The organism is Fusobacterium ulcerans ATCC 49185, assembly GCF_900683735.1.
GTDB lineage: Bacteria > Fusobacteriota > Fusobacteriia > Fusobacteriales > Fusobacteriaceae > Fusobacterium_A > Fusobacterium_A ulcerans_A.
In genome coordinates this window covers 982,060-1,001,193 of the sequence record NZ_LR215979.1, presented here as the reverse complement: position 1 = coordinate 1,001,193, position 19,134 = coordinate 982,060, and the positions used below count along the sequence as shown (strand labels likewise).

20 protein-coding genes and 1 pseudogene are annotated in these 19,134 nt (G+C 28.1%); 4 read left to right on the top strand and 17 right to left on the bottom strand.

All coding sequences use genetic code 11. The annotated features are described in order from the left end of the window. Window positions 1–40 precede the first annotated feature (40 nt). A complete protein-coding gene (locus E0E45_RS04520; protein WP_130890071.1) occupies window positions 41–1,108 on the bottom strand; it encodes an FAD-binding protein in 1,068 nt (355 codons plus the stop codon). Window positions 1,109–1,308: 200 nt separating this feature from the next. Continuing rightward, window positions 1,309–1,443, bottom strand: a complete 135-nt coding sequence (locus E0E45_RS18005) for a hypothetical protein (protein ID WP_269472030.1) — start codon at window positions 1,441–1,443, stop codon at window positions 1,309–1,311. A gap of 176 nt (window positions 1,444–1,619) precedes the next feature. Here E0E45_RS18005 and E0E45_RS04515 point away from each other — a divergent pair, with 176 nt between their 5' ends. From E0E45_RS04515 to blaOXA, 3 genes are all read left to right on the top strand, one after another. After that, on the top strand, window positions 1,620–2,030 hold the full coding sequence (locus tag E0E45_RS04515; protein WP_130890070.1) for a DUF6678 family protein: 411 nt from the start codon (window positions 1,620–1,622) through the stop codon (window positions 2,028–2,030). A 71-nt stretch (window positions 2,031–2,101) separates the two neighbouring features. Further along, window positions 2,102–2,260: a hypothetical protein gene (locus E0E45_RS17575; RefSeq protein ID WP_172604144.1), complete on the top strand. Its 159-nt coding sequence runs from the start codon at window positions 2,102–2,104 to the stop codon at window positions 2,258–2,260. Window positions 2,261–2,927: 667 nt separating this feature from the next. Then, window positions 2,928–3,725, top strand: coding sequence for a class D beta-lactamase (gene blaOXA / locus E0E45_RS04510; protein WP_130890069.1), 798 nt, complete (start codon window positions 2,928–2,930; stop codon window positions 3,723–3,725). Between the two features lie 321 nt (window positions 3,726–4,046). Here blaOXA and E0E45_RS04505 read toward each other — a convergent pair whose 3' ends face one another. Continuing rightward, the gene (locus E0E45_RS04505) at window positions 4,047–4,595 is read right to left on the bottom strand and encodes a hypothetical protein (RefSeq protein ID WP_130890068.1); all 549 of its coding nucleotides are present in this window, start codon (window positions 4,593–4,595) and stop codon (window positions 4,047–4,049) included. Window positions 4,596–5,210: 615 nt separating this feature from the next. Here E0E45_RS04505 and E0E45_RS04500 point away from each other — a divergent pair. Continuing rightward, complete coding sequence (locus E0E45_RS04500) at window positions 5,211–5,795, top strand: sugar O-acetyltransferase (RefSeq protein WP_130890067.1); 585 nt, start codon at window positions 5,211–5,213, stop codon at window positions 5,793–5,795. A gap of 281 nt (window positions 5,796–6,076) precedes the next feature. Here E0E45_RS04500 and E0E45_RS04495 read toward each other — a convergent pair. The 14 genes and pseudogenes from E0E45_RS04495 to E0E45_RS04430 all read right to left on the bottom strand — a co-directional run. Continuing rightward, window positions 6,077–6,517, bottom strand: a pseudogene (locus tag E0E45_RS04495) (fructose-specific PTS transporter subunit EIIC); the annotation flags it as partial. A gap of 234 nt (window positions 6,518–6,751) precedes the next feature. Then, window positions 6,752–7,039, bottom strand: coding sequence for a hypothetical protein (locus tag E0E45_RS04490; RefSeq protein ID WP_130890065.1), 288 nt, complete (start codon window positions 7,037–7,039; stop codon window positions 6,752–6,754). Between the two features lie 5 nt (window positions 7,040–7,044). After that, window positions 7,045–7,989 carry a hypothetical protein gene (locus tag E0E45_RS04485; RefSeq protein ID WP_232044055.1) on the bottom strand — a complete coding sequence of 315 codons (945 nt, stop codon included), beginning with the start codon at window positions 7,987–7,989 and terminating at the stop codon, window positions 7,045–7,047. A 532-nt stretch (window positions 7,990–8,521) separates the two neighbouring features. Then, entirely contained in the window at window positions 8,522–9,118 is a 597-nt protein-coding gene (locus E0E45_RS04480) for a tyrosine-type recombinase/integrase (protein ID WP_130890064.1), read from the bottom strand. 341 nt (window positions 9,119–9,459) lie between these two features. Beyond that, complete coding sequence (locus E0E45_RS04475) at window positions 9,460–9,654, bottom strand: hypothetical protein (RefSeq protein ID WP_130890063.1); 195 nt, start codon at window positions 9,652–9,654, stop codon at window positions 9,460–9,462. A 339-nt stretch (window positions 9,655–9,993) separates the two neighbouring features. Beyond that, a complete protein-coding gene (locus tag E0E45_RS04470) occupies window positions 9,994–10,278 on the bottom strand; it encodes an HU family DNA-binding protein (RefSeq protein ID WP_130890062.1) in 285 nt (94 codons plus the stop codon). Then, complete coding sequence (locus E0E45_RS04465; protein WP_130890061.1) at window positions 10,271–10,567, bottom strand: HU family DNA-binding protein; 297 nt, start codon at window positions 10,565–10,567, stop codon at window positions 10,271–10,273. Before E0E45_RS04465 ends, E0E45_RS04470 begins: the two co-directional genes overlap by 8 nt. A 385-nt stretch (window positions 10,568–10,952) precedes the next feature. After that, window positions 10,953–12,812: a PTS fructose transporter subunit IIABC gene (locus E0E45_RS04460; RefSeq protein WP_130890060.1), complete on the bottom strand. Its 1,860-nt coding sequence runs from the start codon at window positions 12,810–12,812 to the stop codon at window positions 10,953–10,955. A gap of 12 nt (window positions 12,813–12,824) precedes the next feature. Next, complete coding sequence (gene pfkB / locus E0E45_RS04455) at window positions 12,825–13,739, bottom strand: 1-phosphofructokinase (RefSeq protein WP_130890059.1); 915 nt, start codon at window positions 13,737–13,739, stop codon at window positions 12,825–12,827. A gap of 1 nt (window position 13,740) precedes the next feature. Beyond that, window positions 13,741–14,472 carry a DeoR/GlpR family DNA-binding transcription regulator gene (locus E0E45_RS04450; RefSeq protein WP_130890058.1) on the bottom strand — a complete coding sequence of 244 codons (732 nt, stop codon included), beginning with the start codon at window positions 14,470–14,472 and terminating at the stop codon, window positions 13,741–13,743. 477 nt (window positions 14,473–14,949) lie between these two features. Then, window positions 14,950–15,288 carry a nucleotide pyrophosphohydrolase gene (locus E0E45_RS04445; RefSeq protein WP_130890057.1) on the bottom strand — a complete coding sequence of 113 codons (339 nt, stop codon included), beginning with the start codon at window positions 15,286–15,288 and terminating at the stop codon, window positions 14,950–14,952. 57 nt (window positions 15,289–15,345) lie between these two features. Further along, complete coding sequence (locus tag E0E45_RS04440; RefSeq protein ID WP_130890056.1) at window positions 15,346–16,692, bottom strand: CCA tRNA nucleotidyltransferase; 1,347 nt, start codon at window positions 16,690–16,692, stop codon at window positions 15,346–15,348. Window positions 16,693–16,695: 3 nt separating this feature from the next. Beyond that, window positions 16,696–17,676, bottom strand: a complete 981-nt coding sequence (locus E0E45_RS04435) for a DNA polymerase beta superfamily protein (protein ID WP_130890055.1) — start codon at window positions 17,674–17,676, stop codon at window positions 16,696–16,698. A gap of 261 nt (window positions 17,677–17,937) precedes the next feature. After that, the gene (locus E0E45_RS04430) at window positions 17,938–19,113 is read right to left on the bottom strand and encodes a mandelate racemase/muconate lactonizing enzyme family protein (RefSeq protein WP_130890054.1); all 1,176 of its coding nucleotides are present in this window, start codon (window positions 19,111–19,113) and stop codon (window positions 17,938–17,940) included. Window positions 19,114–19,134 lie beyond the last annotated feature (21 nt).

The window sequence follows — 19,134 nt, the reverse complement described above, 5'->3', positions numbered from 1 at the left end:
TTTAAAAAGAGGATGCAGTGTCATCCTCTTTTTCTATATCTTATTTTATATAATCTTTATTTGAAAAAATTCCTGACATTATTATAAACTTTCTGATAAAAGGATTGTACATCAACTTTCCTTTCAAAACTTTTAGATTCAATTTTGTTCTCATACTTCCAGTTCTTTTATAATAATCTGTGAGTCCATTTTTTAAACCTTTTTTATTTATAGAATCTGCCAGATAATATCCACTGATAAGAGCGTAGCTTATCCCCTCTGAAGAACTTGAACTTATAAGCCCTGCTGCTTCTCCTATGAGAGCTATTCTGTCTTTTCCCATAAAATATTCATTCCATTTAGGTACTTTTATAAAAGTTCCCTCATCTCTAATTACATCATCTAAATTAATTCCCTCTGATTTGACTCTTTGCTCCAGCTTATGAAATCTATCCCAACAGTCCTTGCCTTTTTTCATAATAGTTCCCAAGATAAGTTCTTCTCCTTTAGGTACCATCCATGAATAGTAATTATTTATATTTTTATCAAATATAGCCATATGATATGAAAAATCTTCTTTCATCTTGTATACTCTTTGAATAGCTATGTAGTTATTTTTAGAATCTCTATCTATATTTTTTCTGACTAAAGAATTGGCTCCTTCAGCACTTATTATCATCTTAGTTTTTACTTTTTTGATATCCGTACCCATTCTGTATATCACAGTGTATATTCCATTTTCATCTTCAGAATAATCTATAAATAAAGCTCCTTTTATAAGCTCTACATGAGCTGCTCTCTGAGATAAAAGAAAACTGTCAAATTTTTCTCTATCAAAGTTCAGATAGTTTTTATAGTATTTTTTTCTAAGATTATTATCATAATCTATTACCTGTACATTGAATACCTGTGGTGATACCAGTACATCTTTAGATAAAGAATAACCCAATCCTGATAAAGCAGCCTGGGCCTCATGTGCCAGAAGTCCCCCACAGCATTTTATAACCTTATTATTTTCATCTTCATAATCTCTTCTATCCAGAAGAAGAACTTTGTATTTACTGTCAATAAATTTTGAAAAAACACTCCCTGCTGGGCCTCCCCCAATCACTACTATATCATATATCATTTATCCTATCTCCTATTGTTTGTATATTTTATAGTACCACAATAGTTTATATTATTCTACTAAATCATAAATTTTTTTAATCTAATTTTTTTTTTAATTTCGTTAATGATTTTTATTAATATCTTAATTTCAAAAGAATAAGTTTTCATACTTCTCTTCATCATCATTTTTTACTTTTTGTATTTCACTTTTTAAAGCTTCTAATATATAATCACAATCAGCAGGAAAAGCAGTTTCTCTTTTGTAAAAGCAACAGTTACAAAAGAACATATCAATGTAATAGGTCCTATTAAAAGACTATTCCCTATTGTTGACATTCTTTCATTCATATCCATTTCATTTACAGCTATGTATCTTCATTTTTTCTCATTACAAAAATATGATTTTCCTCTTTTTTTATTAATTAAATTCACTTGTCATTTTTAAACTCTTGAATTAATCCCTTTGATTATGATATAATCTCGTCGTTATAAAAAATATATTTCCTACTATAAAGGAAGGAGTTGGTATTTTGGATATTGTTCTAAAAAGAAAAATAAAAAAAATAGTAGATGAAAAAAGATTATACAGGATAATAAGTAATTCAAAATGGTGTGACCTTCTCTTAGCTATGGAAACTGAAATGCCTTTTGAACCTCCATTCATCTTAAAACGTCTTGATGAAGAAGCTCCCCCAGAAGAACCTCCCTTTGAAGATCATATGGTCTTTTTTGGAGATTGGTCATTTGAAAGTATCTGTAAAGGAAATTTTTTTGTTATTGATTGGATAAAAATATACCCTTATTATTATGCACATCAAAGATATATGGACAAGCCTAAAAAAGTAAATGCTGCAAAAAAACTTAAAGAAATATTAGAAGCATATGCTATTCCATATACTATTAAAAATGAATTATTTATTATCTCAGGATATAATAGATAATTTCAATTTTTTTATGTTATAATATAAAAAACAGTTACAATATTTGCTGATACAAAAGAGGGGGGATTTTTATGAAGATTCTAAAAGTATTAATTATTTTATTTATAATAATTTTTTTAATTGCTATTGCTCTTTCTATTTTTAACCCTGATTGTTTTCACAGTATTGCTAAAGCTTTAAGGTTAAAAATTCTTCCTACAAGTATTTTTAACAATAATTCAGCTGTTTAAAATTATCATCTTAATTAAAAAAAGGCTAATCAGCAATAAGCTGATTGGTCTTTTCTTTTATATAATTTAAATATAATCTATAGATTATTTCTCTATTGTTATAATTTTTTATATTTTATTTTTTCTTAAAATTTATCATAGACACCCTTACATTATTAAACATATCACTATTCCTACCCCTATTCCAACTCCTACAATTAAGAAAGTCATAGCAGCTAATATTGCTCCTGTTATTAAATATTTTTCCATATTTCACCTCATACTAATATTTACTCTCTAACTTTTTCATTCTAATATTTTAATGAAGTTCCTTTTTTAATATTTAATTATAATTTTATTCCTTGTAATATAAAAATCAAGACATTTAATTAATTAAAATATCTAGTAGAAATACTAGATCATTGTTTTCAATCTTTATTAGGTAGTCTTTCTTATTCTGAAATTTCAATTATTAAAATAACTTAAATTCAATACTCAGGTTAGTCAGTTACTAATATACTAATTATTTTATTAGGTATCTTTAATTATATTTTTTCTCTTCCAAAATTCAATTTACAATATTTATTTTCTTTCTCTCAAAAAATTTTGCATTATATTTTGAGATAGTATTTTTTATAAAAATAGCTTATTATATAAACAATATAAAGCTTAATGGAGGTAACATTTTATGAAAAAATTTTTTTTGATTATAAATATATTTTTTATATTTATCCCACAACTAAAAGCTACTGAGTTCTTTGAAAATGATGAAATAAAATATATATTTAAAAATCAAAATATTAATGGAACTTTTGTTGTCTATGATTTAAAAAAAGATGTTTTTGTAGGCTATAATAGAGAAAGAGCTGAACAACAATTTTATCCAGCTTCAACTTTTAAAATTTTTAATAGCTTAATAGGATTAGAAACTGAAAGTGTCAGGGATGTTGATGAAGTTTTTTATAAATATGATGGTAAAAAAGTTTTTCTTGAATCTTGGGCTAAGGATTCAAGTTTAAAGTATGCAATAAAAGTATCTCAGGTTCCTGCTTATAAAGAATTAGCAAAAAAAATAGGTTTAAAATCAATGAAAGAGAACATTGAAAAATTAAATTATGGTAATAAAAATATTGGAACAAAAGTAGATTCTTTCTGGTTACATGGCCCTTTAAAAATTAGTGCATTTGAACAGATAAACTTATTAACTCTTTTAGCACAAAAAAAATTACCTTATAACATTAAGCATCAGGAAGAAATTGCTGATATTACAATTTTAGAAAAGGGTACAAACTATGTATTACATGGCAAAACAGGCTGGGCAACTAATAATATAGAAATTCCAATAGGGTGGTTTGTTGGATGGTTGGAAACTCCTGATAATATTTTTATTTTTGCCACTAATATTGATAATCCTACTGCTGAACTTCTATATAAAAGAGAAGAAATAGTAAGAGAAAGTTTTAAAAAGTTAAATATTTTAAACTAAAGACTAAATTAATTCTTTAGAAACAAAAAAATTGCAATTATATATAACTCAAAAAAGACCAATTAGTACTAAGCTGATTGGTCTTTTCTTCTATAATATATTAAAGTTCATTCACTGATTTTTTCCAAGCTCCTAATATAAAGGCTGCTACTAATGAACTAACAATTATTGATACAAGATACATTGCTGGATTGGTAACTACTGGGAAAACAAATATTCCACCATGCAGACATTTATATATCCTTTTAAAACTAACCTCTTTACAATGCAGAGGTTCCTTTATTATAAAAATCTTACTTTTTTATTTTCAATAGATATAAATTATCTTAATATTTTATTAAAAACTTCAAATTCTTTTCCATAAATCTTTATAATATTTGGTTCTCCATCAGTTAAAAATATAAAACTATGTTTTATGGCTACATCTTTTGGAATTGTTACATCTTCAAAAGGACCAGAAGAAAAAACTGCAAATCCATTTTTATCTAAAAGTTGCAATGAACCTCTTTCTTGAAGATTTGTCATTCGCACTGGTTTATCAGTATTATTTTTTAGTCCAAGTGTTATTTTATATTCAATTTTATTTTCTGAATCCTCAATGTTTTTATCTGGTAAATTCTCTACTGAAATTATAGAAACCTTTATATATTTTTCTAAGGATTCCTTATCAAATATAATCATTGCTCCATCAATACTTGTTCCTTCTTTTCTTCCAGTATCTATCCCTTCTTTTACCCCTTTCAGTATATTTTTTCCAGTTGATACAGCTCCAGATACAACTGAAGACACTTTTTTAGTAATTTCTGCTTTTTCCTCTCCATAAACAAAACTAGAAATAAGAATACTTAAAACAAATATTATTTTTTTCATATTATCCCCTCTTAAAAAAATCTTTATTATTATCTTATCACAATTTTCATTTGACATTCAACCACTAATAATTAACTTTTTGGCAACTAGTAATTGCTATTTATAACTTTCAAATTTATGTTCAAAAATTTGTCTTCATATTGAAATATTGTTTTTAAATTCTTCCTGTAGATTTATATAAATATATCATAACTATTGCTACTACTATAAAAAATTATTCTTTTGTTCTGTAAGCCTTCCATCAAATCTCCAGTTATCTTTTGAACAAGTACCAAAAATCTTGGCAAACTTATATGTACATTTCAGCAAAGGAATAATAAAAATTTCTCAAAAAGATTTTCTTGTTTTTTAAATATAGCAAAATTGGAAACTGTTAAATATAGATAAAAAATGATATAACTTTGAAAAAATGAAATATTTTATAAGAAGATAATAAAGGGGATATCACCAAAATCAAAAATATATAGAAAAAAAGAAGAAGAACGTGTTAAAATAAGAACATAAACTAAAATTATAAATCATAATTAACCAAGTAGAGCTAAGGATACTTCCTGAAAAATAGTTCAAGAAGATTGTATTTGAAAAAAATTTAAAAATTAGAAGTTGGAGGAAATTATGACTGAAAGAGAAAAAATGTTAGCAGGAGAGCTTTATGATTGTGGAGATGCTGAGCTATTATCTCAATGGCATAAGGCAAAAAATTTGGTAAGGAGTTATAACAATATTAATTCTGAAAACACCAAAGAAAAAGAAAAGATTTTAAGTGAATTACTTGGAGGAATGGGTAAAAATCTTTGGATAACAGCACCATTTTTTGTTGATTATGGCAATAATATTTATTTTGGAAATAATTGTGAAGTAAATATGAACTGTACATTTCTAGATGATAATATCATTCATATTGGAGATAATGCTCTAATTGCTCCAAATGTACAAATATACACAGCTTTTCATCCAACAAATTCACTAGAGCGATTTGGAAAACCTAAAGAGGATGGTTCATTTGAATTTTGCAAAACTCAAACAGCTCCAGTTACAATAGGAAATAATGTATGGATTGGCGGTGGTGCTATTATTATGCCAGGTGTTACAATAGGAAATAATGTTGTAATTGGAGCAGGAAGCATTGTTACAAAAGATATTCCAGACAATAGCATAGCATATGGCAATCCTTGTCAAGTAATGAGAGAAAATAAATAAATTTTCATCTATCAAAAATAGTGTTTGATAGAATGACAAAACAAAAAACAGTGTGTACTTTTCTCATGCAGTATACACTGTTTTCATTGTTACTCTATTTACTAGTTATTGGTTTGATTATTTATAAAAAAATTAATAAAAAATGGCTGTCAGCAAATTTTTTTGATTTCCTCTTTCTTATTTCAAATTTTCAAATTAATATATCCTACTATATAATTTTTTGACATTTTTTAAAATCTTTTGTTTCATCTTATAATATGTCAAATTTTTCTTTATATAACTTAAATTTCATTCACTGGTTTTTTCCAAGCTCCTAATATAAAGGCTGTTACTAATGAACCAATAATTATTGATACAAGATACATTACTGGATTGGTAACTACTGGGAAAACGAATATTCCACCATGAGGAGCTGGTAATAATACTCCAAGTCCTCCAGCGATTGCTGCTCCTATTACACTTGCAGGGATAACTCTTATTGGGTCAGATGCTGCAAATGGAATAGCTCCCTCAGTTATGAATGATAGTCCCACTATATAACAAACTTTTCCTGCTTCTCTTTCATCTTTAGTGAATTTATTTCTAAAGAATGTAGTTGCCAAAGCTATTCCTAAAGGCGGTACCATACCTCCTGCCATTACAGCAGCATGAGGTGCATAGTTTCCAGCCGCTATCATAGCGATTCCAAAAGTGAAGCTCGATTTATTTACTGGACCTCCCATAAATAATTAAAGCATACATTCTAAAGGTATATATTGTATAGACTTCCCCTTTTAAAGTCCTTTAAAATCAATCTTATAAAGCTATTTTTTCTGGAAATTTTTAAAATTATCCAGTTATTCTTTCTATTAGCAATTCTTCATTTATTCCAACTTTGAAAAGAAAAGACAATGGTATTCCTACTTAAAAATTTCATAAACAGATACTATTATTTTCAAAAAAATTTTGAAGATATTTTAAATTCTACCTGTAGATTTATATAAATATATCATGACTATTGCTACTATTATGAAAATTATTCTTTTACTCCATGGACCTTCCATCAAATCTCCTGTTACATTTTGAGCAAGTACTAAAAAGCTTCGTAAGATAATGATTACTATAAAAAAGAAAAAAAACAATTTTAAATCACCTAGTGACAAAGGAACAAATATTCCAGAATAATGATATCCCCATATTCTAAATATAATATAAAGTATTACTGTTATAATTAGATTTTTTATTAAAAACTCTTTATCTTTCATATCCTTTACTTCCTTTTTTCAATTTCTGACTTAATGGACTCTTTAACTGAATATGCTCCAGGAACTAGAAAACCAAGATCCCCTAGTAAAGCTTTAATAGTTGTAGAACCATATTCTCTGTAAGCAGTTAATCTTCTACCCCATGTACTTACTATTGTATCTCTATATTTTACTTTATAATAGATTCCTGCTCCTTCATACCCTTTTAACATCCTATAACTTTTTTCTACATCTGCACTTAAAGTTAAAATTGAAAATGCTAAATTTGCATGATTATAAGCATCTATACCTATATCTTTATTTATATTTATTCCAGGAACTATTCTATTAATTTCTTGAGCTATTGATTCTCCCAATGGTTGATAAACCCAATCTCTAGTCATATTAAAGCTTCCTATTTTTTCAGGTTCTCTTTTTATGGCAAAAGTAACATCTGCCATGAACTCACTTACCATTCCTGTTCCATGTGCTATGAAATAAAATCCTAAAGCCCCTGTTATTATTTTACTCTCACTTGTTACAGCTAGTTTAATCCCAACATCTTTTAATAAAGAAGCTCCTGTAACTCCATTTAAACCACTTAACAAACTTTGACTAAAATTAAAGTCATGTGGCATTATTATCATATCACCTTTTACACCTTTTAATGTTACAGTTCTTATATATGCCCCTTCTCTATTTATTTTTTTGTGTTCCCTCAAAATAAAATGAAATCTATAACCTTTTACATTGTCATATGTTTCATTATAAGAGGATAAATACCCTTCAAATATTAAATGTCTTAACACATAGCCATTTCTTGATATTTTAATTTCAATATCTCTCAGAGATTCTTTAGATATTCCTGTAATCATGCTCCATTTATTTAATTTCATAATCTCTGCAAGATTCTTTTCATCTTCTCCTCTCAAATATCCAGTTATAATAAATACTCCTTTTTTGAGAAACATTTATATATTGGAGAAATCTATTTGTTTCAGTTCTATTTCTTCATCATTAATTTTAGATTTTATACTATTTCTGTTTTGATAGTTTCATTTTCATAATGATATAGCTCCATAAATCAATCCCCTTTTATTAAAATAGTTTTAATATATAAAATATTATACCATATAAATTTACTATTTAGTTTTTCATAAAAATATAGAGGTATAATATAATTCTTTGTTACGTTTTTATTTTATATAAAAAAATTAAAATAAAAAAGAAGCTAATAATAGAATTAAAAGCTTCTTTTCCTAATCTATTAAATTTTAAGGAAGGTTTTATCCAAATCTAAAATCTATTTTATATATTTCTTTTCTAATCCTTCAATATAACTCTTTAATAACCCAAATTTTTTGATTATTAATTTTTTTATGTTCATCAGTTTTTATTTATTGGTTAAATGATAAAGAATTTAAAATATTTTTCTTGCTATTTTATAATTTCCATTTATGTTAACTTTTTACTTACTACAACTTTTTCTTATTACTAAATTTATTAAATTTCAAACTTTTCATAAATTTTATTTATTTTATCTTCTTCTATTCCTATATACTTTAATGTTTGGTTGGCAGAAGAATGATTCAATATAGTCATTACTATTGCTATATCTAATGTCCCTTTATAAACTCTATGTCCCCATGTTTTCCTCAATGAATGAGTTCCTATTGGATAACTAATATTTAAATCTTTTCTAGCTTTATTTAAGTATTTAGAAATTCCTACTGTTGAAATAGGTTTATCTATCAATTCCTTCACATACTTTCTATTCAAAGATTTAAATAAAAAACCTTCTTCTGATGAAAAACCTAGTTCTTTATAATAAAATTTAAGTTCTTTTATTGCTTTTTGACATATAGAGTTAAACTTTATTTTTCTATTTTTTTTAGTTTTCTTTTCTTTTAACCTTATTGTATAATCACCATTTATGTTTTCAAATCTTAATCTAGAAAGATCTGAAATTCTTAATCCTACATTTACTCCTATATTGATTAATGCTAACATTATTATTTTTTTATTTTCTTTAAAATATTTTCTTATATTTACTAAATCACTTTTATTTATATATCTAACTTCCTGTCCTTTTTTATTCATGAAAATCTCCTCATCTAGTATTTTTTTTGGTTTCTTGGAACTTTCGAAAGTTTTAAATACAAATTCATTTGTTTTTAGTAAAATTTTTAGATAAAAATTTTTTTAATGAAATAAATATTTCAAAGTAATAATACTATATTTAATTTAAAATAGCAAGTTTTAAGAAAATTACACTAATTTTTATATATCTATAGAAAAATCTTTCCTCAAAAAGATATTTTAGAGTTCCTTAAAAAAGAAATAAAAAATTTAAGCTAGGTTCCCCTAGCTTTTTTCATTTTGTTTATCCCTATATAAAAAATACCAGGAAGAAATTACTCTTCCTGATATCCTGTTATCTTTTATCTTCCTAGCATTCTTTGAAATTCTTCCACTCTTCTTTTCACTTCTTCTTCTGAACAACTTAATGGAATAAATTTATTTCCATATATTTGAACCCCTGGATTAGTTCCACTACGTTCAGCTTTTACTTGACTTCTCTCAACTCCCAAAGTATTTACTACATAATTTACTAACTCTTGTACTGTATTAAACATCTCATTACCTCCTAAAATTTTATTTTTTTACCTCTAGAGATAACTCATCATAACACCTAAATTTAAAACATACCAAATATGTAAATTATTATTTTCTAAAAACTTCCCTCTCTAATTTTTTTATTTTAGTTTCTCCCATAGTTATTCTTTCTCTATCTATGCTTACCTCACTTCTTATAGTAAGTGATTGAAAAACACATATGTTAGCAATACCTCTGGATCAAATGGTCTGAGGCCTTTTTTATTAAAAATACTTTTTAATAATTGAAACTAAAAATGAACCCTCCTTATTAGACATCTTGTCCAACTTTTTGGGTTCACTTCAATTAATCTTCTCTTTTATATTTTATTTACTTCATTATAGATATTTTTAGCTACTCTAAACTTTACTGTTTTCTTTGGATAAATCTTCATAAGTTCTCTTGTAGATGGATTCGATATTATTCTTGGTTTTCTCTCTATTACCTCAAAAATTCCTCTTCCTACAAATCTTACTTTTCCATCTCTTATAAGAGCTTCTTCCACAGTTTCTAAAAAAACCTCTATCTCTTCCATAGTCTCTTTCATGCTAATACTATTTTTATTTATTTCCATGTATATTTTTGCAAAATCTCTCTTATTCATTATTTTCACCCTTTCTATTTATAGAGTCTATTAACCCTTTTCCTGCTCTAAATTTTAATGTCTTTTTTGGTTGAGTATATGTTTCTTTTTGATGTTTTGGAATTACTATTTTTCTAGATTTCACATCTTTCTCTTCAAATACTCCCCAAGTTTTAAATAAAACCTTTCCATCTTTAGATATAGCTTTTAATAATGCCTTCCAGAAATTATCTATTTTTTCTTTTGCTTCTTTCCGATTTTTAATTCTATTTCTCTTTTTATAAAATTTGATGAATTCTGTTTCTTTCATCTCTAACCTCCAACAAAATTATTACACACTTTTAAATTTTTATTATTAAAAATAATATCATAATTTTTAAATATATAAGACCTTTTTAGGACTTGTCATACTTGGAAAAATAATGATGGTAGTATGAAATTACTAGAAATCTGAAAGACCTCCCAAAATGAGAGGCCTTTTTCTTCCTATACTACTAAATATAAAATATCTTGGAGAAAGAGTTTTATATCAATTATATTATCATAAAATTTTATTTTTTGTATCTATATAAGTCATTTTTATATTGACAACTATCTTCCACAACGATAAAATAAATATAGTCTAAGGTATTACTTACTTTCATAAAAAAAGACCAATTAGCACTAAGCCGATTGGTCTTTTCTTCTATAATAAATTAAATTTCATTCACTGGTTTTTTCCAAGCTCCTAATATAAAGGCTGTTACTAATGAACCAATAATTATTGATACAAGATACATTACTGGATTAGTAACTACTGGGAAAACAAATATTCCACCATGTGGAGCTGGTAATAATACTCCAAACATCATAGAAAGCCCTCCAGCAATTGCTGCTCCAATTATTGAAGCTGGAATTACTTTTACAGGGTCTGATGCTGCAAATGGAATAGCGCCTTCTGTTATAAATGATAATCCCATTATATAACAAGTTTTTCCTGCATCTCTTTCATCTTTTGTAAACTTATTCTTAAATAATGTTGTTGCTATTGCTATTCCTAAAGGCGGTACCATTCCTCCTGCCATTACAGCAGCGTGAGGTGCATAGTTTCCAGCTGCTATTGTTGCTATACCAAATGTAAATGCTGCTTTGTTTACCGGACCTCCCATATCTACTGCCATCATTCCAGCTAATACAGCTCCTAAAAGAATAAGGTTTCCTGTTCCTAAAGTTTCAAGGAAATTAGTAACTCCTGTGTTCAATGCTGCAATTGGATCAATAATTACTCCATACATCAAAGCACCAGTGATAAATATCCCAAACAATGGATACAAAAGAACTGGTTTGATCCCTTCTAAACTTTCAGGAAGTTTACTGAATACTTTCTTCAACAATACAACACTGTAACCACCAAGGAATCCACCTATAAGCCCACCAAGAAATCCTCCACCATTATTCAGAGAAATAAGTCCTCCAACCATTGCTGGGGCAAATCCTGGTCTATCAGCTATACTCATTCCAATGAATCCTGCCATTACTGGTACCATTAAGAAAAATGCATTTCCTCCACCAATATCATTTAATAATTTAGCTATTGGGCTGAATGATGGATCATTAGGATTGCTTGCATGTATACCAAACATAAATGAAAGTGCAATTAATATTCCTCCCCCTACAACAAATGGAAGCATATTTGAAACTCCTGACATTATATGTTTATAGAATCCGCTCTTTTCTTTTCTAGAAGAAGATGATGATTTTCCACCTTCTGCTGAATATAGAGGAGCATTTTGTGCCACTGCATTTTTTATAAGTTTTTCAGGATTTTTTATTCCCTCTTTTACAGGAACTATCTCAACATGTTTTCCTGCAAATCTATCCATTTCAACATTTTTATCTGCTGCTACTATTATTCCTTTTGCATTTTTTATCTCTTCATCTGTAAGTTCATTTTTAACTCCAGTAGAACCATTTGTTTCAACTTTTATATTTACTCCCATAGCAAGAGCTTTTTTGATAAGAGCATCAGCTGCCATATAAGTATGAGCTATTCCTGTAGGACAAGCTGTTACAGCAAGTACATCTGGCATTCCAGTATCTCTTGTATCATGCTTTTCTTCTTCTTTTTCCATATCTGCTGATAATATTTCTATTACCTCTTTAGGCGAAGCTGCTTTTAAAAGATTTTCTCTTACATCATCATCTAATAATGTAGTTGTAAGTTTTGAAAGTACTTCTATGTGAGTATCAGAAGCATTTGCTGGAGCTGCTATCATAAAGAATAATTTTGAAGGCTCTCCATCTAAAGATTCATAATCCACTCCTGCTTTAGATAATCCAAAAGCAATACTTGGAATTTTTACTGCACTTGTTTTGGCATGAGGAATTGCTATTCCTTCTTCTAGTCCAGTTGAACTCTGTGCTTCTCTTTTCAGTATCTCTTTTTTATATTCTTCTTTATCATTAAGTTTTCCTGCTGCATATAAGATTTCTACCAGTTCATCAATAATTTCACTTTTAGTCGTCCCTTTTAAGTTAAGGTTTATACAATTTTCTGAAAGCATATTGTTTATCATAGTTTGTCCCCCTTATTTAATTTTTTCAATTTTAATATCTTTTAATAAGTTTTCCATAGTTTCCAATGTTGTCAGCCCTTCAGAAAATGCAGTAGCACTTCCTGATGCTATCCCATACTTATATGAATCTTCTATTGAATTTCCACCTGTTATACCATAGATAACTCCTGCTACCATTGAATCCCCTGCTCCTACTGAACTTATAAGCTTACCTTTAGGAGCATTTCCTAAATATACTCCGCTTTTAGTAATAAGCATTGAACCATCTTTACCCATGGATACAATAACATTTTCACTTCCCATCCCTCTTAGTTTTTCTCCAGCTTCTATTATTTCCTTTATTGTTTTAAGTTCTTTCCCAAAAAATTCAGAAAGTTCATTTTTATTTGGTTTTGTCAGATACACTCCAGCTTCAAGAGAATATTTGAAAGGCTCATCTCTTGTATCAAGTATTACTCTTACTCCTTCAGGTACTTTTGATATCATATCTCTGTATATCTCATTTCCCATAGTCTTAGGTACACTTCCAGAGAGAACTAATACATCTCCAGTTTTTATATCTTTCAGACTTTCTAAAAGTTCTTTTTTATTCTCCTCTGTGATTACAGGGGATTTTCCAGATATTTCACTTTCCTTTTCTTCTGTTTTCATTTTTATATTTATTCTAGTATTCTCTGCAAGTTCAACAAAGTTTCCTTTTATTCCATAATCTCTCAAACTATTTTTTATATAATCTCCTGTAAATCCACCTGCAAATCCAAGTGCTATATTTTCTCTGCCAAAGTTTTTTAAAACTTTAGATACATTTATTCCTTTTCCTCCAGCTAAAGTATATCCATCTTTAAGTGAATTTAATTCTCCTTCTATAAATCTGTCCATTACGATATAGTAATCTATAGCAGGATTTAAAGTTACTGTGTAGATCATTTTAATCCTCCTTTTTTTTCAAACTTTTTTCAAGTTCTATTGGAATTTTTCCATCTGTTATTAATATACCATCATCTAGGGAAGCAAAGTTTATAAAGCTGTTAGCCTTAAATTTCGATCCATCACAGATGAAATATACTTCTTTTCCTCTTCTTATAGCTTCACTTTTTACTATAACTTCTTCCGGATCTGGTGTAGAATATCCATCTAGTGTTATTCCATTAGCTCCTATAAAAGAAATGTCAAAGTTGTAGTTCTTAAGTGCCATCACTGCTGTAGCTCCTACTGTTGCACCTGTTTTCATTTTTACTTTTCCACCTATAAGGTATGTTTCAATTCCAAATTTTGCAAGTTCCTCCATATGTGTAAACCCATTAGTAACTACTTTTATATCTTCTTTATCTCCCAGATACTTAATCATACATTCTGCTGTACTCCCAGCATCAAGAAAAATTATATCCCCATTTTTTACATAAGAGGCTGCTTCTTTTCCTATTTTGTTCTTTTCCTCAGAAAATACCATTTTCTTATATATTATGTCCTCTTCTTTATTTTCTATTAAAACAGCTCCACCATGTACTCTTCTAATTTTACCTTTTTCTTCAAGAAAGTTGAGATCTCTACGAACTGTTGCTTCTGATACACCCATTTCTTCTACTAATTCATTTAATTTTATATTCTTTTTATTCTTAATTAGTTCTAAAATCAGATTATATCTTTCAATATTAAGCATTTTACTCCTCCCTTTCCTCTTCTTGATTTTATAGTATCACTCTTTTCTTAAAAAATCAATCATTTTCTTTCAAATTCTTTTAAAACATTTCACAATATCTTTCAAAATTCTTTCAACCTGGTCTAAAATCATTATTCTCGTTTTTATCGTATATGAAAAAATCATAAAGTTTTATTTCAAAACATTTATTTTCTTTTATTTTTTCTTGATCTTTATATAATTATTCTAATACAACTTTCATTTTCCTTCATTTTTTAATTTTTCTTTCAAATTCAATCACAGATAAAGAAAATAATATTCTTATTTACTAGAGTTATTTATTTTGTTATAATTCAATATGCAGAAAATTATTAAGACTTATAGAAGACAATTGATAAAGAATAGTAAAAAAAGAGAGGATAACATAAAAGAAAAATATAATTTTAGAACATTTCAAATTTCTAAAATTTATACTATCTTTTTGCTATCCTCTTTACTTTACAATTGATTATATTTTTTTGAACATCCCTTAGCTTTTTCTACTGGATATTTCTCTTCATTAAGTTTCATTTTCTCTTCCACTGCATCCAACAAATCTATTCCCATTTTATCACTCATTAAAAGAAGATAAACTGCTACATCAGCCATTTCATATTTTATATCCTGATAGTTATTCTCTTCAGCTTCCACACTGCTCTTCCACTGAAAACATTCCAGTAATTCAGCTGCTTCAATAGAAAGAGATATTGCTAAATCTTTAGGATTATGAAACTGGCTCCAATCTCTGTCATCTCTAAATTTTTTTACAAGCTCATTTATTCTGTCAAATTTTTCCATTTGCACTCACCTCTCAATGATTAGAATATCAAAATCTATAAGAAAATGCAATGAAAATCAAATTTTTAAAAGTGTTTTATACTGTTCTGCAAAATTCATAAGGATTTCTTTATCATTATTTGCAGGGTCTTCCAGTACTTTTCCTAAAAGGTATTTTAAAGTTTCTCCAATATTTTTTCCTTTAGTTATCCCTATTCCTATCATATCATTTCCATTTACTGCTAAATCTTTCATAGATACAGGCTCATTATTATTACATATTTCATGATATGCAATTTTTAATTTATCCAAAGCGGTAAAATCAAATGGAGGTTTATGAGCTATTCTATCTGCTTCCATCAATTTAAAAAGTTTTGGCATATTTTCATGTCCTATTTTATCAATCAATTTTTTGCAGTATTTTTTATTGCTGTTCTTTGAGTTATTCAAATGGTTAGCAATCAGCAAAGTTACATTTTTTATAATTTTATTTGTATACTTCATTCTTATAAGTATTTTTTCTGCCATAACAACACTTTCCTGTTCATGTCCATAAAAATGCCCTATTCCATTCTTTATGGTGTATGTTTCAGGTTTTCCTATATCATGGAGCAAAGCTGCAAGTCTTAGCTCTATGTCCCCTTCAATAGAAGCTACTGTCTTTTTAATATGTTCATCTAAAGTAAGATTATGATGTGGATTTCTCTGATTGAATCTTTTCGTTTTTGTCCATTCAGGTATGAGATATTCAAGTATTCCTCCTTGCTCAAGAAGTTCTATTGCTATTTCAGCATCATCAGCTGTTATTATCCTGCTGAATTCATCTCTCATTCTTTCCATAGACAGTTTTTTTACAAGAGGGATATATGGCTGAAGCTGTCCTATATCATTCTTGTTATTTAATTTTTTAGTTACAAGAAATCTTATAAACCTCATAACTCTCAATGGATCTTCCTTTATACGTTCTGAAGCTTCTCCAACAAAACGAAGATTTCTATTCATTATATCTTCTACAGCATGCTCTACATATCTGTAATTTTTCCCATCAAAAGCTATTGCATTAATAGTAAAATCTCTTCTTTTCAAATCCTCCATTATATCATCTGTAAACTCTATTTCCTGCTCTCTTCTGTCTTCTGGTATACCTACATCTTTTCTATATTTAGCTATTTCATAATGTGTTCCTTTATATTTTACCTGAATTATTCCAAAAGCTTTTCCAATCTCTTTTGGGCGAAACTCCTTAAATATATCCAAAAGTTTTTCATATGATAAGTTTGTCACAAAATCACAGTCTTTTGGTTCCAGTCCTAGAAGAGAATCCCTCACATACCCACCAACTACATAACCTTCTCCATGTTTTTGAATGATATCAAGAATATATTTTTCATTCTCCCCAAGTTCTATTTTTTTTAGTTTTTCCATTTATCATTCTCCTTTGAGCAAAAAGTCTTTGTATATTTCTATTACAAACTTTTCTATAGCTTCTATATCTGCCTTTTCAGGTATTACAATTAATTCAGGAGTACTCTCAAAACTTTTAAGCTTTTTCTCCAATTCCTCTACCAGCTCAATTACTTCCTCAAATTTCATTTCTCCCTTTTTTATCTTCATTATTAAATCTTTTTCCTTTAAAGGATATATCAGATTTCCAGTGGTTATTATCTCTATTGCTTCTAATAAAAGCCTTACAAGATGTGAAGCATATTTAGTATCATATCCTGATAATCTTATAAGCTCTTGTCTGTTGCTGCTCTCTTTTATTATTCTTTCTATAAGTTCACAGGCATTTTTTAGATTGAGATTAGAATTAATATTATATTCTCCTATCCTGTAAACATCTCCCTTTGCATCTCTTTGAATAAAGTTTTTCCAAAAATTTTTCTCTTTGCTCATTTCTGGCAAAAGAATTTTATCTGATTTATACTTTTCTATCATCTCTTTTATAAAATCTCTGGCTGAGTACAGTTTTTCAAGATTTTCTTTTTTTACATAAAGTTTATGCTTTTGTGAATTAGCAAAGCCTGAAAACTTTTCTATCAGTTTTTGTGAAAGAAAAAGATGTCTATTCTCCAGCAATTTTCTTCCATATTCGTTTATATATATGATATTATCTTCATCTACAAAGAGAAGTTCTATTATATTGGGATTATTCCCAGCTGCCAATGCAACAAATCTTTTTAGTTCATAAAAAGTTCTATCTACTGCTTCTGAACTGTTTTTTCCATTTTCCAGCTTAGATTCTACTCCTAAATCTACCTGCTCTAACTTTTGAAGTCCAATATGATATTCCCATGGAGCAAGAAATATTCCTGTATAGTCCTTATCTGAAGTTGAGGTAGCTAAGCCATAGAGGTGACTTCCTGTTCTTACTTCTAATATTCTGCCATTATTTACTAATTTTTCCATGTTCTCACCTCTTTTTTGATTTCTATAATTATATACTGGTTTCCATATTTTTTCAAATATAAAATACAGGTTCTGAAATGATAAAAATCCAAACTAAAAATGGATGACTTTTAAAATGAAAGATTACAACAATTCTACTGTTGTATTCTAGTAATTACAACAATTGAAATCTCAACTGTTTAATCACCAAAAATTTAATCTAACTTTTTAGTCATCCATTTAATATAAATTGTAATTTTTTTAGACTTTATTTCTAAATTTCTATTCTATAGTTACTTTTATAGAATTATTCATAGCACTTTCAGATAGTTCATTTCCCAATCCTGGAAGTTCTGGCACCTTATACTTTCCATTTACTGGCTGATAATCATAAATACAATAAGATTTATTATATGGAGTTAGATTTACTGCATGATGCTCATGGATTACAAAGTTTGGTATTACACATTCTAAGTGCAAAGCTACAACATTAGATAATGGACTTCCACACGCATGTCCCTGTACTCCTACATCATATGCATATGCCATATCACATATTTTTTTACCTTCAGTAATTCCTCCACAATTTCCAAAATCTGGTTGTATCATTTGTACAGAAGAATTTTCAAAATATTGAGCATACTGCCATCTAGAATAGATACGTTCTCCTGTTGCAATTGGTATATTTAATTTATCTGACATATATTTAGTAATTTTTGGATATGGTGTAGTTGGTTCTTCAAAACAGAATATATCATATTTTTCTGCCATTCTTCCTAACTGCAATGCTGACTGTGCATCTGTATAAGAATGATTTTCCATTATAATATCTACATCTGGACCAATTGCTTCTCTTACAGCTGCTATTCTTTTTTCAACTATATTTAAATATTTTTTACTCAAAAGTCCAAGTCTGTCATTATCATTAAAGAAGCCATCTTCTTCATTATATAGGAAAAAGTCAAATTTTACAGCATCATAACCTTCTTCAACAGCCTTCTTAGCATTTTTAGCATAATCTTCTGGAGTTCTTGCAGGTATTCTTACCTCTCCCCATCCAAATTGGAGCTGACTGGCATAGCATCTTAAATTATCTCTCTTTTTTCCTCCCAAAAGCTTATATACTGGAACTTTAAAATATTTTCCTTTTATATCCCAAAGAGCTATATCTATAGCTGATATTGCTGAAAATGTTACTGGCCCTCCATTTTGTCCCCAGAAAGTCGAACGATACAATTTATCCCATATAACTTCATTATCCAATGGATCCATTCCTATTACCATTTTAGCCAATTCCTGGAGCATTCCAAAAGCTCCTAATGCTCCCACATCATAAGCCATTGCAGCTTCCCCATCTCCATATATTCCCTCATCAGTATAAATACGGCAGACTATTGGACGCCAGTCTGGTCTTACATCTGTTCCTAACTGCATAACATCAACTTTTACTATTTTCATATTACTCCTCCTTATGTGGAA